Source organism: Caballeronia sp. SL1002, assembly GCF_057814995.1.
Genome location: NZ_JBYMUW010000002.1, coordinates 2,528,752 through 2,542,572, shown reverse-complemented (window position 1 = coordinate 2,542,572; position 13,821 = coordinate 2,528,752). Strand labels below are relative to the sequence as shown.

Below are 13,821 nucleotides of genomic sequence, written 5' to 3'. Positions count from 1 at the left end.
AAAAAACGCCCTCGCGGGCGTTTTTTTGGGGGGGCTGGCGGGATCAGGCCGCGTTCAGCGCCTTGTCGAGCAGCGCGTCGAGTTCGGCAAACGTCGGCTCGCCGACATAGCGCTTGAGAATCTTCCCGTTCTTATCGACGACAAACGTGGTCGGCGTGAGCTGCACATTGCCGAATTGCTTGGCCGCGCTGCCGTCGTCCATCGCCACCTTGAACGGCAGATTGCGCGTTTGCGCGTAGTTGTTCACGTACATGGGCGCGTCGTAGTTCATCGCGACCGCCACGAATTCCAGGCCGCGGCCCTTGAAGCGGTTGTACGTGTTGATCATTTCCGGCATTTCCTTCATGCAGGTTTCGCAGCTCGTCGCCCAGAAGTTGATCAGGTAGACCTTGCCCTTGAGATCGGTCGAGGTCGAAACCTTCTGGCCCGACAGCAGCGTAAACGTAGCGTCGGGGACGCGTTGCTGGCCGCCGAACGCGAAATAGCCGGTGCAGGCGATCACGCCCGCGACGATCGCCATCGCGATATAGCGCAGCGGGCTTTTACCGCGCGCGGCTGAATTCTGGCTGGTTTCGGACATGTTGCACCTTTGGGTCACGCGTTGGATCGTGTGGCGAAGCGGTTCTGGACTGGCGATTCGGAAGTGCGTGACATTTTAGCGCTAATCGGAAATCACCGTTGCCGGGGCGCACGTCCGATTTGCTCGGCAGGCGATAATGACGCTTTCGATGCCGAATAGAGCCATGAACCGCGCGTTTTCGCTTGTTTTTAACTGTCTCCCGTCTGGAACGGCTCGACGTTTATCGTTTCGCGCGACGTTGTGCGCATTTGTCGCAGGCGGCGCGCTCCTCGCCTGCACGCCGGCTTACGACTGGCGCACGATCATGAACAACGACGACGCGTACGAAGTCACGCTGCCCGCCAAGCCGCGTCACGACGAACGCGAAGTGCGGATCGACGGGCAGCCGATGAAAATGAAAATGGAAATGGCGGAAGCCGGCGACGCTGTATTCGCGGTTGGCACGGTACTTCTGCCGAGCGCCGATCCCGCGCTCCAGCAGGCCGCGCTTCAGTTTCTCCAGCAAGGACTGGCGAAAAACGTCAGCGCCGCGGCCGCCGCAAGCGACGTTTCGATTGACCTGGCGGCGGGCGGCAAGGTCGCGGGTTCCGAGATCGAGGTAAAGGGCGATAGCGGCGGGAAGTCGGAAAGCCGGACGATCCATGCACGTTTCGTAGCGCGCGGACAGCACGTTTATCAAGTGGCGATCGTCGCTGGCAAGACGCCGCCCGCCGAGCAAATCGACCAGTTTTTCTCGTCGTTCAAACTTTATTAGTGGGTCAGCTCTAGAATTTATGGGGCTACTTAAGGAACCTCAGGACGCTTCCAAAATTGATCGATCACGCAAGCTTTGTGCGCTAATCCACGGATTTACAAAGGCTTTTTCATCTATCCACAGAGGTTGTGGATAACTTTGTGGAAAACAGTGTGCGGTACCGCTCAAAAGCCCGGCCGACGCGGCTTCTCTTAGATTGCCCGCAAACTTGGCATTCGGAAAAACCTCATGAAATCAACGCGGTGCGGTGCATTGTAAAAACGCGAGTTTGATATGAGGAAAACGGGGTCAAGTTTGGCTTCGTGTGCATAAGTCAAGTCTTGACAAGAATCTTTCGACGCTTACCTCAGGCCGCCGGAAGCGCGCGGCGGTACTGAATGGCTTCCGCGATGTGGCCGACGCCCGGCGCGTCTTCGCCCGAGAGATCGGCGATCGTGCGCGCCACTTTCAGCACGCGGTAGTACGCCCGCGCCGACCACCCGAAACGCTCGCTGGCTTCGCTCAGCAATCCTTCACCCGCCGCATCCGTGCGGCACACGGCATCGACTTCCCGGCCATCGAGTTCGCGATTGGTCTTGCCTTGCCGACGCAACTGCGCGTCACGGGCGCGTGCCACCCGAGCGGCGACGATCGCGGTCGTCTCGCCCGGCCGCGCCCCACGCGCCGACAATTCAGCCGCCGACAGCGCCGGCAGTTCGATCTGGATATCGATCCGGTCGAGGAGCGGTCCAGACAACTTTCGCAGATACCGCGCCGCCACATCCGGCGAGCATCGGCAGCGGCCGTTCGGATCGCCGCGCCAGCCGCACGGACAAGGATTCATCGCGGCGACCAGTTGGCAGGCCGCCGGGAAATCTGCTTGCTGAGCTGCGCGCGAAATGGTGATCCGGCCGGCTTCCAGCGGCTCGCGCAGCGTTTCGAGCACTTTGCGGTCGAATTCGGGCAATTCGTCGAGGAACAGGACGCCCAGATGCGCGAGCGTGATTTCACCTGGCTGCGGCGGATTGCGCCCGCCGACCAGCGCGACCGAACTCGACGAATGATGCGGCGCGCGAAACGGCCGCTGCCGCCACTGTGCAGGGGTAAAACCCAGCGAACTGGCCGACAGGATCGCGGCGGAGGTGAGCGCTTCGTCGTCGGTCATGGGCGGAAGAAGGCCCGCCAGGCGCGCGGCCAGCATGGATTTGCCCGCGCCCGGCGGCCCCACCATCAACAGATGATGACCGCCCGCCGCCGCCACTTCGAGCGCGCGGCGCGCCCCCGGATGACCGATCACATCCGCGAGATCGGGACGCGGCGGCCCTTGCGGTTCGACGGCGGAAAGCGTCGCGGCGCGCACCGGCCAGAGCCGTCCATCGACGGAACCGGCGAGATGCGCGCACAGCGCGGGAAGATCGGCCGCGCCGAATACCTCGACGCCCGGCACGAGCGCCGCCTCGGCTGCGCTCGCGAGCGGCAGGTAGATTTCCGGCATCGTTTCGGCTGAATCGGCGGCTTCCAGTTCAGCACCTTTAAGCGCCGCCGCATATTGCCGCGCTGCGCCGCAGACCATCGCGAAAGCGCCGCGCATCGGGCGGAGCGCCCCGGTCAGCGAGAGTTCGCCGGCGAATTCTCGCCGGGCAAGCGATTCGGCCGGAATCTGGCCGCTCGCGGCGAGAATGCCGAGCGCAATGGGGAGATCGAAGCGGCCCGATTCCTTCGGGAGATCGGCGGGCGCGAGATTGACGGTAATCCGCCGGACCGGAAAGTCGAAGCCGCAATTCTGAAGCGCGGCGCGCACGCGCTCGCGGCTCTCGCGCACTTCGACGTCCGGCAATCCGACGATGGAAAACGACGGCAGCCCATTGGCGAGATGCACCTCGACCACCACCTCCGGCGCGCGCCCAGGCGCGGGCGCGCGGCTGCGAACCACGGCAAGCGACATGATTTCCCCTGTTGCCCGTGCCGGATCAAAGCCCGGCGTGGGCGCAATGCATTAAGACGTCACGGCTCGCTCGAGTCCGGGTTCGCGTGAGGCGGGTTTCAGTCCTGCGGCGCTGTGCCGCCCGCGATCCGCTGTTCCAGTTCCGCGACGCGCTGCTCCAGTTCCTCCAGGCGCGCGCGCGTACGCACGAGCACCTGCGTCTGGGTATCGAATTCTTCGCGCGTGACGAGATCGAGCTTTGAGAAGCCCTGAGTCAGCATGGCCTTCACATTGCGTTCGACGTCCTTTGCCGGCGAATTGCGCAGCAGTTCGCTCATGCGATTCTGGAAATCGTTGAATACGTCGTTGGGCTGCTTCATGGTTTTTTCCTTGATGCACAAAAATAGTGCATTCGTTGTTAGGTCAGTGCTCCAGCATGTCGAATGATCGAACTTGGTGCGCGAGTTCTGCGCGCGCGGAACGGGTCTTTTACCGCTCGCGCCGCGCGATGGTGCGCCCCTTTTTGCCGGACCTTGGGCGAACTCTAGCAACGAACTTCGGTCCGCGCCAGCGCATCGCAGCAGCGTTAGCCATTCGGACAAGTCACGCTTTGCGGTATCGGAAAACGGACCCGGCGAACCCGCCCGGAGCGGCGTGCCGACTGGGTGGACGCGCGCATGGCATACGAGTTGCATAAGAGGCGCGGGCCTGTCCTGAACGCGGATTTTCGCGGCGCGGCAGGGCGGGGCGGCGCGGCGCGGTCGAAAAGACGCCGCCCGCGATGGCAACGAGGGATCGGGCAACCACAGCGAGGGATACATGAAGCTCATTACCGCAATCATCAAGCCGTTCAAGCTCGACGAAGCGCGCGAAGCGCTGTCGGCTATCGGCGTCTCGGGCATTACCGTGACCGAGGTAAAAGGCTTCGGCCGTCAGAAGGGACACACGGAGTTGTACCGCGGGGCGGAATACGTGGTCGATTTTCTGCCCAAGGTGAAGATCGAAGCCGCCGTGTCCGACGACATCGTCGACCAGGCGATCGAAGCCGTGGAACGCGCGGCCCGCACGGGCAAGATCGGTGACGGCAAGATTTTCGTCACCCCCATTGAACAAGTCATTCGCATTCGTACCGGCGAAACCGGCGCGGACGCTCTCTAAGAAGAAGTTGGCGATAAGAGGAAATAGAAGAATGCGCAAATTATTGATGTCCTTGTTGATGGCGGGGTCGCTGATCGGAGTCAGTGTCGGCGCCGCGATGGCCCAGGATGCATCGGCCCCGGCCGCAGCGTCGGCACCCGCATCCGATGCCGCCGCAGCACCCGCAAGCGCACCGGAGACCGCATCGCCCGTAAGCGCGAATACGGCAATGGCTTCGTCGGCTGAAGCTGCATCGGGCGCGGCTGCCGCATCCGACGCCGCGCCGGCCGCACCGACCGAGCCGTTCTCGGTCGATTCGTCGAAGATCAGCTCGGGCGACACCGCCTGGATGCTCACCTCGACGGCACTCGTGCTGTTCATGACGGTTCCTGGCCTCGCGCTGTTCTACGCGGGCATGGTCCGCAAGAAGAACGTGCTCGCGACCGTGATGCAGAGCTTCGCGATCTGCTGTCTCGTCACGATCATCTGGACCGTGGTGGGCTACAGCATCGCGTTCACGCCGGGCAACTCGTTCATGGGCGGGTTCTCGCGTGTGTTCCTGCACGGCATGAACTACATCAAGGGCGACAAGGCGACGACGCTGACGGTGAGCCACCTGGCATCGACGATTCCGGAATCGGTCTACTTCGTCTACCAGATGACGTTCGCGATCATCACCCCGGCGCTCATCACCGGCGCGTTCGCCGACCGGATGAAGTTCTCCGCGATGCTCGTGTTCATGACGCTGTGGTCGATCATCGTCTACTCGCCGATCGCGCACATGGTCTGGGAACCGACCGGCTGGCTGGCTGGCGCGGGCGTGCTTGACTTCGCGGGCGGCACGGTGGTTCACATCAACGCCGGTATTGCCGGTCTGGTGTGCTGTCTCGTGCTCGGCAAGCGTGTCGGTTACGGCCGCGAAGTGATGGCGCCGCACAACCTGGTGCTCTCGCTGATCGGTGCATCGATGCTGTGGGTGGGCTGGTTCGGCTTCAACGCGGGTTCGGCAGTGGCGGCTGACGGCCGTGCCGGTTTCGCGATGTTGACGACGCAGATCGCCACCGCATTCGCCGCTTTTGGCTGGATGTTCGCGGAATGGATCACGAAGGGTAAGCCTTCGGTGCTCGGCATCATCTCCGGCGCGGTTGCCGGCTTGGTGGCGGTGACGCCGGCTTCGGGCTTCGTCGGTGTGACGGGCGCGATCGTGATCGGCATCGTGGCGGGCGTGGTCTGCTTCTGGTCGGCAACGTGGCTCAAGCACAAGTTCGGCTACGACGATTCGCTCGACGCGTTCGGCGTTCACGGTATCGGCGGGATTATCGGTGCGCTTCTGACTGGCGTGTTCGCGGTCAAGGACATCGGCGGCTTCGACGGCAGCGTGCTGGTTCAGGCAAAGGGCGTGCTCGTGACGCTGGTGTACAGCGGCGTGGTGAGCTTCATCCTGCTGAAGGTGATCGATATGGTGATGGGCTTGCGTGTTACCGAAGAAGAGGAACGCGAGGGTCTCGACGTCACGTTGCATGGGGAACACGTCGAATAACGGTTCTGGGTATTTTTTGGTGGTTTGGCTGGGCTTGGGGTTTCTCGGCTCAGCGCCGCTTGCGGTTGCGATTTTTCGCATACGTGGGATTAACTGCCGTTCAGCTATAGCAGCAGCTCCGATACGAGCGCAGCGACTTGGCCCGCCTTCATGGCGGGCCTTTTTTTTCGCTGGCGCTTGGGGTGGGGTTGGGGTTGGGGTTGGGGTTGGGGTTGGGGTTGAGAGTTGTTTACCCCGTCTGATCTTGTTCCGCTTTTCTGGGAACTTGCTTTCATGTAGGTCCATTAGCACGCCGCTATGCGCGGCAGCAGTCACTTTCTTTGCTGCTGCAAAGAAAGTAACCAAAGAAAGCAGCTAGTCCGCATAAGTGTCCACCACGAACCGTTACCGGGAGTGGTCCGATAGAACAGCCGTGGCATCGCGCCGCTAAACAGAGTGGAGCCGCTCATTCATCCCGGCAGGCACAAAGTGCCTTCCGGTAAGGCATAACCGAACAACCAAACCAACCGCCAACCGCCAACCGCCAACGGCCAACGGCCAACGGCCAACGGCCAACGGCCAACGGCCAACGGCCAACGGCCAACGGCCAACGGCCAACGGCCAACCGCAACGGCCAACCGCCAACCGCCAACCGCAACGGCCAACCGCAACGGCCGACCGCCAACCGCCAACCGCCAACCGCCAACCGCCAACCGCCAACCGCCGACTGCCGACTGCCGACTGCCGACTGCCGGTTGTGAGATATGCCCGTCGTCCTTGCGTAGCGAGGATGGAACTGACAGGCGCTGTGCCAATCCGAATGAATGCGCGGTGGCCGAGTTAGCTTGCGCGCCTATCCGTCTGGTTATGTGTGGTGGACACTTAGGCGGACAAGCTGCTTTCTTTGGTTACTTTCTTTGCAGCAGCAAAGAAAGTGACTGCTGCCGCGCATAGCGGCGTGCTAATAAACCGACACGAAAGCAAGTTCCCAGAAAAGCGGAACAAGATCAGACGGCGTGAACAACACCAGCGCGCGCCCGCGCATTAAATTCCGAGAGAAGCGCGAGCGCCATCAGAAGGCATAAACAACGCTTACCCGCGCCCAATTCTGAACAAAACCCGAACAACGCCGCCAGGCCCGCCAGAGGCATTGCTTATCGGTAGTTCATCCCCAAATACGTCGTGCATTTGCTCTACAATCTTTTTTCTAAAGTCAGCGAGTCATCAATGGTTCCGCACCTAGTCACGGCGTTAAACGGCCCGTTGCTCGATCTCGAGCGGAAGATCCTCGACGCCACGCCGGCCATCGAACGCTGGTTCCGCCTCGAATGGCAAGAACACACGCCGCCGTTCTATTGCTCGGTCGATCTGCGCAACGCGGGCTTCAAACTCGCGCCCGTCGATACCAATCTCTTCCCCGGCGGCTTCAACAACCTGCCGCAGGAAGTGCTGCCGCTCGCCGTTCAGGCCGCGATGGCGTCGATCGAAAAGATCTGCCCCGACGCGAAAAACCTGCTCGTCATTCCCGAGCGCCACACGCGCAACGCGTTCTATCTGGAAAACGTTGCGCGCCTCGCCACGATCATGCGTCAAGCCGGGCTCAATATCCGCTTCGGCACACTGGATGAAAACATCCACGGTCCCGTGACGATCGCGCTCGCCGACGGCCAGAAAATCGTGCTCGAACCGCTCGAACGCACGCCGCGTCGTCTCGGCCTGAAGAATTTCGATCCCTGCTCGATCCTGCTCAACAACGATCTTTCGGCCGGCATTCCGCCCGTGCTGGAAAATCTGCACGAGCAATATCTGCTGCCGCCGCTGCACGCGGGCTGGGCCGTGCGCCGGAAATCGACGCATTTTTCCTGCTACGACGACGTCGCGAAAAAGTTCTCGAAAATGGTCGAAATCGACCCGTGGATGATCAATCCGTACTTCGCGCACGTTGCAGGCGTGGACTACGAGGCGCGCACGGGCGAGGAAGCGCTCGCGGACGCCATCGACGGCGTGCTGAAGAAAACCGCCAAGAAGTATCGCGAGTACGGGATCAGCGAGAAGCCGTATGTCGTCATCAAGGCGGACGCCGGCACCTACGGCAAGGGCGTGATGACCGTGCACGACGCGGCGGAAGTGGCGGCGCTCACGAAGCGCGAGCGTGTGAAAATGAACGACGCGAAAGACGGGCTCGAAGTCCACGACGTGATCGTGCAGGAAGGCGTGCCCACGTTCGAGCGCGTGGACAACGCGGTCGCGGAACCGGTCGTGTACATGATCGATCGTTACGTGGTGGGCGGTTTTTATCGCGTACACGATTCGCGTCAGCGCGACCAGAACCTGAACGCGCCCGGCATGCACTTCAAGCCGCTCGGTTTCGAGCATTCGGCGCTGCCGGATAGCCACGCGAAACCGGGCGCCGCGCCGCCGAACCGTTTCTACATGTACGGCGTGGTCGCGCGGCTCGGGCTGCTGGCGGCGTCGGTGGAACTGGAAAAGACCGATCCCGAAGCGATTCAGGTCTGACACTCTCTGCATCGGCGCGCCTCCGACAAGCGCGCCTTCGCACTGATCAACGAAGGCCGCACGGCCACTCTGGACCCTTATGGACATCCTTTTTATCGCCGATCCGCTGGACCAGTTCAAGATCTACAAGGACACGACCTACGCGATGATGGCCGAGGCCGCGCGGCGCGGCCACGTGCTTTATCACTGCGAGCCGCAGCATCTCGCGTGGATCGGCGGCACGGTCGAGGCGACGGCGCGGCGCGTGGCGATCGTCGGCGACGAAGCGAACAGCGACCGCTCGCCGTGGTACGCGGCCGAACAGGCCGAGCATCTGTCGCTCACGCATTTCGACGCCGTTCTGATGCGCAAAGATCCGCCGTTCGACATGGAATACGTGACGTCGACGTGGCTCCTGGAAATGGCGGAGCGCGCGGGCGCACGCATTTTCAACAAGCCGCAGGCAATCCGCGATCACTCCGAAAAGCTCGCGATCGGCGAATGGCCGGAATATGTCGTGCCGACGCTCGTCACGCGCGATCCGGCGCGTCTGCGGTCCTTCCACGCCGAGCATGGCGACGTGATCCTGAAGCCGCTCGACGGCATGGGCGGCATGGGCGTGTTTCGCGTGAAGGCGGATGGCATGAATCTCGGCACGATCGTCGAGATGCTGAGCGACAACGGCGCGCGCTCGGTGATGGCGCAGAAGTTCATCCCGCAAATCTCGGACGGCGACAAACGTATTCTGCTGATCGGCGGGCAGCCCGTGCCGTATTCGCTCGCGCGCATCCCGCAAGGCAACGAGGTACGCGGCAATCTGGCGGCGGGCGGACTTGGCCGCGCGCAGCCGCTGTCGGCGCGCGATCGCGAAATTGCGGAAAAGCTCGGCCCGGTGCTGGCCGCGCGCGGGCTGCTGCTCGTCGGGCTGGACGCCATCGGCGAATACCTGACCGAGGTGAACGTGACGAGCCCGACGTGCTTCCGCGAAATCATGGATCAGACCGGCTTCGATGTCGCCGGCATGTTCATCGACGCGCTGGAGCGTGCGGCTTCCTGAGCGAGTCCTCCGGACGGTTGAAATGAACCGAACTGTTACAATCTTCCTGTTTTGGGATGCCGTTTTCCTGTCGCGAATCGCCCGGAATTATTCGATTCGTCTGCGGAAACGGTGAAGTGGCGGTGAGCGCTTGCGACGGCACGAGGCTTGCAAGCACTTCATCAGAATCGCGACTAAGCTAGGTACAGGGCGTTTTTCGCATTCTAGACGCCACTTTTTGGCGCATTTCGACGTTCATCGGCGGTTTTCGCCGTTTTGGGGCAGTAACTCTGACATGGCTGGCATTCTGATCATCGCGCACGCTCCGTTCGCTTCCGCGTTGCGGGAGTGTATTTCGCACATTTACGGCGGCTTGCCCGCGCGCATCGGCGTAATCGACGTCATGCCGGATTGCGATCCCGTAGAAGTCCGCGCGTTCGCACGGTCCGAGATCGACCGTCTGCGCGAGGACAACGGCGCCATCGTGCTGACCGATGTGTTCGGCGCGACGCCCGCGAATATCGCGGGCAGTCTCGCGAGCGACTCCGTGCGCGTCCTGGCGGGCGTCAATTTGCCGATGCTCGTGCGCGCCGTCTGCTACCGCACCACGCCGCTCGACACGCTGACGGAAAAAACCTTGCAGGGTGGATCGAAGGGCATTCAGGAACTCGACGCCTCGACGCCCGCGAATCATTGCGCACTGGGCGGCGCGCCCGTCGCGAGCGATGCCGCGAAAGCCGTTGCCGCGTGTCTGCCCGCGAAGGCCGTCAGTCATTAGATTAAAGCCGTACCGACCTTTCCTTCACCGCGCTTCGGAGCATCATGCTGCAACAAGAAACAACTATCGTGAACAAGCTTGGGCTCCACGCACGCGCATCCGCGAAGCTCACGCAACTGGCGGGCAGTTTTCAGTGCGAAATCTGGATGAGCCGCAACGGCCGCCGGATCAACGCGAAAAGCATCATGGGCGTGATGATGCTGGCAGCCGGTATCGGCAGCACGGTCGTGATCGAGACGGAAGGCGCCGACGAAGCCGAGGCGATGACCGCCATTCTCGCGCTGATCGCCGATAAATTCGGTGAAGGGCAGTAACAGCCGGAACAGCTCACTGTTGGACCCATGAAAAGCCGCGTACGACGCGGCTTTTTTTCGTCTTGCGACGGCATCCGTGTAAACGCTTGAAAAGCTTGCGTGTTGCGCTGCGTCGGGCTTCTGACACCATTCGAATTTATAATGGCGGCGGTCGTATCGCCTGCCGCGGGCCCAGAGAGACCGCGAGTCATCACAACTAGAGGAGGTGCGCGTGTCCTTCACGCTGCATGGAATTCCCGTCTCACGCGGTATCGCCATCGGGCGCGCCTATCTGATCGCGCCCGCCGCGCTCGACGTCGATCATTACCTGATCGAACCGGACCAGATCGACGCGGAAATCGCGCGCTTTCGCACGGCGCAAGAAGCGGTTCACGTAGAACTCGACGCACTGCGCGAAGACCTCGCCGCCGACGCGCCGAGCGAAATGGGCGCGTTCATCAGCGTCCATACGATGATCCTGAACGACGCCATGCTCGTGCAGGAAACCATCGACCTGATCCGCACGCGCCGTTACAACGCGGAATGGGCGCTGACCGAGCAGCTCGAAATCCTCTCGCGCCATTTCGACGATATCGAGGACGAATACCTGCGCGAGCGCAAGGCCGACATCCAGCAAGTCGTTGAACGGATTCTGAAGGCGCTCGCGGGCGCGCCGTCGGCGGCATCGCTCGTGGTTCACGTCGCTGCCACGAACGGCCATAACGACATGATCGTGGTCGCGCATGACATCGCGCCCGCCGACATGCTCCAGTTCAAGACGCAGGCGTTCAAGGGTTTCGTCACGGATCTCGGCGGGCGCACGTCGCACACGGCCATCGTCGCGCGCAGCCTGGGCATCCCGGCGTCGGTCGGCGTGCAGCAGGCGAGCGTGCTGATCCGCCAGAACGATCTGATCATCGTGGATGGCGATCACGGCATCGTAATCGTCGATCCCGCGCCGATCGTGCTCGAAGAATATTCGTACCGGCAAAGCGAGAAGGTGCTCGAACAGCGCAAGTTGCAGCGCCTCAAATTCTCGCCGACGCAAACGCTCGACGGCACGAAGATCGACCTGTGCGCGAACATTGAACTGCCGGACGACGCGCAAACGGCGATGGACGCGGGCGCGATGGGCGTCGGCCTGTTCCGCACCGAGTTCCTCTTCATGAATCACAAGCATCAGCTGCCCGAGGAAGAGGAGCAATTCGCCGCGTACCGGCGCGCGCTCGAACTGATGAACGGGCGGCCGGTGACGATCCGCACGATCGACGTCGGCGCGGACAAGCCGCTCGAATCGATGAGTGGCGGCGACGGATACGAAACCGCGCCGAATCCGGCGCTGGGTTTGCGCGCAATCCGCTGGAGCTTGTCCGAGCCGCAAATGTTCATGACGCAATTGCGCGCGATTTTGCGCGCATCGGCGTTTGGGCGCGCGAAAATCCTGATCCCGATGCTCGCGCACGCGCAGGAAATCGACCAGACGCTCGACCTGATCCAGGAAGCGAAGCGTCAACTCGACGACGCGGGAATCGCGTATGACCCGAACATTCAGGTCGGCGCGATGATCGAGATTCCGGCGGCGGCGATCGCCGTGCGGCTGTTCCTGAAGCGTCTGGATTTTCTGTCGATCGGCACGAACGATCTGATTCAGTACACGCTCGCGATCGACCGCGCGGACAACGCCGTCGCGCATCTCTATGATCCGCTGCATCCCGCCGTGCTGAATTTGATCGCGTTCACATTGCGCGAAGCGACGAAAGCGGGCGTGCCGGTGTCGGTCTGCGGTGAAATGGCGGGCGACCCGGCCATCACGCGTTTGCTGCTGGGCCTCGGACTCACCGAATTTTCGATGCATCCGAGCCAGTTGCTGGTGGTCAAGCAGGAAATTCTGCGCTCGAACTTGAAGGCGTTCGAGAAACCTGTCGCCGATATTCTGGCCGCTTACGAGCCCGCGGAACTGCTCGCGGCGCTCGCGCATTTGCAGAAGGTTTAACGCGCGGCGCGGGGTTGTTCCGCGAGCCCGTGCTCGTCGATCAGCCGCGCGACCGTCGCGATCACGTGTTCCGGCGTGATCGCGAACGTGCACTGAAACGGCTGAGGTTTGTCGTGGCGGCGCGGGCACCAGAGGAAATCGGTGGCATCGAAATGCGACGTGGTGTCGTTGAAGCAGCTATTGCACGCGTGAAAGTTGATCACGCGATACGGCGTCACGAATTCGGTCTGCGGGTGCGAAAACCCGCTGATCATCACGACCGGCGTGCCGGTTGCCCACGCGAGCCACGACAGTCCGCTGCCCAGCCCGATGAAGAAATCGGCGTGCAACAGCAGGTTCGCGCGCGCCTGCAGTGGATGATCGCCGGTGAAATCCTCCGCGCCGTCCGGCATCGAATTGATGTAATCGCCGAGGCCGTATTCGCGCTCCCGGTCGATACAAATCACGCGATATCCCAGCGCCTTCAGATACGCGATCAACGTCGGCCAGCCGCGGGGATTGTTCCAGTACTTGCACTGCGCGGTCGCCTGCGTCGCGATGCACACATAGCGTTCGGCAATCCGTCGCGCCGTGTCCTGCACGATCAGATTCGGCCGGCGTTCGGCGCACGGCACGCCGAGCAGATACCCAATCGCGTCCTGCATCCGGCTCGTGCGCGGGTCGGTCGGCTGGTGATCGCGGTCGGTGTACGGCGAAAACAGGCCGACGTAGTAGGTTGCGTAGAAAGTGAGATCGGCGGCGTCGAGCTGCGCTTGTGTCATCAGCCGCAGATCAGGATATCCGGCGTTGAAAAGCGGCTGCAAATGCCCGGCGAGATACACGACCATCTCGCAACCGTGCTGCGCCCGCATCGCTTCGATGATCGGCAGCCACGCGATCGAATCGCCGAGCGCCATGGTGGAAAGCCGCACCAGAATCCGGCGATTCGACGCGTCGTAGCGATGTTCGAACACGAGCCGGTCGCCGTCGAAAACCTGCAGCAGAAAGCGCACGAAGTACTTCCGGCGGCTCGTCACCACGATGCCCGCTTCCACCGGCTCGTTGAACAGCACGCTGCCCACGTCGAGATCGGTCATGCGCACATGCCAGCCGTCGACCGGCACGCTCACGCGGCAACCATAGTTGAAATCGAACGCGATGCCTTCGGGGCCGCTGAAACACGGCGCGCCGGGATTCGCGAAACTGCTTTGCGTCAGGCCGCGCTGGGAGCTGGCGACGTTAGGGAGGGCGGTGCCGCTCATGGTTTTCCAGGTTCGAGGATGCAGCGCGATACCTTATGCGGATGCGCGCTTTATCGAAACTGGAGAACTCTTAAATTTGAGATGGCGGTGG

12 protein-coding genes are annotated in these 13,821 nt (G+C 62.2%); 8 read left to right on the top strand and 4 right to left on the bottom strand.

All coding sequences use genetic code 11. From position 1 onward, the window contains the following. Positions 1-43: 43 nt before the first annotated feature. Entirely contained in the window at positions 44-580 is a 537-nt protein-coding gene (locus AC3D25_RS14205; protein WP_488889003.1) for a TlpA disulfide reductase family protein, read from the bottom strand. Positions 581-818: 238 nt separating this feature from the next. Here AC3D25_RS14205 and AC3D25_RS14200 point away from each other — a divergent pair, with 238 nt between their 5' ends. Next, the gene (locus AC3D25_RS14200) at positions 819-1,334 is read left to right on the top strand and encodes a hypothetical protein (protein ID WP_488889002.1); all 516 of its coding nucleotides are present in this window, start codon (positions 819-821) and stop codon (positions 1,332-1,334) included. Between the two features lie 346 nt (positions 1,335-1,680). Here the strand turns inward: AC3D25_RS14200 and AC3D25_RS14195 are convergent, their stop codons facing one another. Together AC3D25_RS14195 and AC3D25_RS14190 are read right to left on the bottom strand one after the other, a co-directional pair. After that, entirely contained in the window at positions 1,681-3,258 is a 1,578-nt protein-coding gene (locus AC3D25_RS14195) for a YifB family Mg chelatase-like AAA ATPase (protein ID WP_488889001.1), read from the bottom strand. 98 nt (positions 3,259-3,356) lie between these two features. After that, a complete protein-coding gene (locus tag AC3D25_RS14190) occupies positions 3,357-3,617 on the bottom strand; it encodes an accessory factor UbiK family protein (RefSeq protein WP_488889000.1) in 261 nt (86 codons plus the stop codon). A gap of 439 nt (positions 3,618-4,056) precedes the next feature. Between AC3D25_RS14190 and AC3D25_RS14185 the strand changes: the two genes are divergently transcribed. From AC3D25_RS14185 to ptsP, 7 genes are all read left to right on the top strand, one after another. Then, positions 4,057-4,395, top strand: coding sequence for a P-II family nitrogen regulator (locus tag AC3D25_RS14185; RefSeq protein WP_031364354.1), 339 nt, complete (start codon positions 4,057-4,059; stop codon positions 4,393-4,395). Positions 4,396-4,426: 31 nt separating this feature from the next. Continuing rightward, entirely contained in the window at positions 4,427-5,914 is a 1,488-nt protein-coding gene (locus AC3D25_RS14180; RefSeq protein WP_488888999.1) for an ammonium transporter, read from the top strand. Positions 5,915-7,120: 1,206 nt separating this feature from the next. Beyond that, a complete protein-coding gene (gshA, locus tag AC3D25_RS14175; RefSeq protein ID WP_488888998.1) occupies positions 7,121-8,410 on the top strand; it encodes a glutamate--cysteine ligase in 1,290 nt (429 codons plus the stop codon). Positions 8,411-8,489: 79 nt separating this feature from the next. Continuing rightward, entirely contained in the window at positions 8,490-9,446 is a 957-nt protein-coding gene (gshB, locus tag AC3D25_RS14170; protein ID WP_488888997.1) for a glutathione synthase, read from the top strand. Between the two features lie 274 nt (positions 9,447-9,720). Continuing rightward, entirely contained in the window at positions 9,721-10,203 is a 483-nt protein-coding gene (locus AC3D25_RS14165; RefSeq protein ID WP_488888996.1) for a PTS sugar transporter subunit IIA, read from the top strand. 44 nt (positions 10,204-10,247) lie between these two features. Next, the gene (locus AC3D25_RS14160; RefSeq protein WP_488888995.1) at positions 10,248-10,517 is read left to right on the top strand and encodes an HPr family phosphocarrier protein; all 270 of its coding nucleotides are present in this window, start codon (positions 10,248-10,250) and stop codon (positions 10,515-10,517) included. A 211-nt stretch (positions 10,518-10,728) separates the two neighbouring features. Continuing rightward, the gene (gene ptsP, locus AC3D25_RS14155) at positions 10,729-12,489 is read left to right on the top strand and encodes a phosphoenolpyruvate--protein phosphotransferase (RefSeq protein WP_488888994.1); all 1,761 of its coding nucleotides are present in this window, start codon (positions 10,729-10,731) and stop codon (positions 12,487-12,489) included. On the opposite strand, the gene AC3D25_RS14150 is transcribed toward ptsP, so the two are convergent. Beyond that, on the bottom strand, positions 12,486-13,730 hold the full coding sequence (locus AC3D25_RS14150; protein ID WP_488888993.1) for an autotransporter strand-loop-strand O-heptosyltransferase: 1,245 nt from the start codon (positions 13,728-13,730) through the stop codon (positions 12,486-12,488). The two genes, ptsP and AC3D25_RS14150, sit on opposite strands and share 4 nt — an antisense overlap. Between the last annotated feature and the right edge of the window lie 91 nt (positions 13,731-13,821).

Bases quoted from the DNA above. Each gene is read 5' to 3' on its own strand.
- AC3D25_RS14160 (WP_488888995.1), top strand. From the start codon at position 10,248: ATGCTGCAACAAGAAACAACTATCGTGAACAAGCTTGGGCTCCACGCA.
- gshA (WP_488888998.1), top strand. From the start codon at position 7,121: ATGGTTCCGCACCTAGTCACGGCGTTAAACGGCCCGTTGCTCGATCTC.
- AC3D25_RS14195 (WP_488889001.1), bottom strand. From the start codon at position 3,258: ATGTCGCTTGCCGTGGTTCGCAGCCGCGCGCCCGCGCCTGGGCGCGCG.
- AC3D25_RS14150 (WP_488888993.1), bottom strand. From the start codon at position 13,730: ATGAGCGGCACCGCCCTCCCTAACGTCGCCAGCTCCCAGCGCGGCCTG.
- AC3D25_RS14165 (WP_488888996.1), top strand. From the start codon at position 9,721: ATGGCTGGCATTCTGATCATCGCGCACGCTCCGTTCGCTTCCGCGTTG.
- AC3D25_RS14190 (WP_488889000.1), bottom strand. From the start codon at position 3,617: ATGAAGCAGCCCAACGACGTATTCAACGATTTCCAGAATCGCATGAGC.
- AC3D25_RS14185 (WP_031364354.1), top strand. From the start codon at position 4,057: ATGAAGCTCATTACCGCAATCATCAAGCCGTTCAAGCTCGACGAAGCG.
- gshB (WP_488888997.1), top strand. From the start codon at position 8,490: ATGGACATCCTTTTTATCGCCGATCCGCTGGACCAGTTCAAGATCTAC.
- AC3D25_RS14205 (WP_488889003.1), bottom strand. From the start codon at position 580: ATGTCCGAAACCAGCCAGAATTCAGCCGCGCGCGGTAAAAGCCCGCTG.
- AC3D25_RS14180 (WP_488888999.1), top strand. From the start codon at position 4,427: ATGCGCAAATTATTGATGTCCTTGTTGATGGCGGGGTCGCTGATCGGA.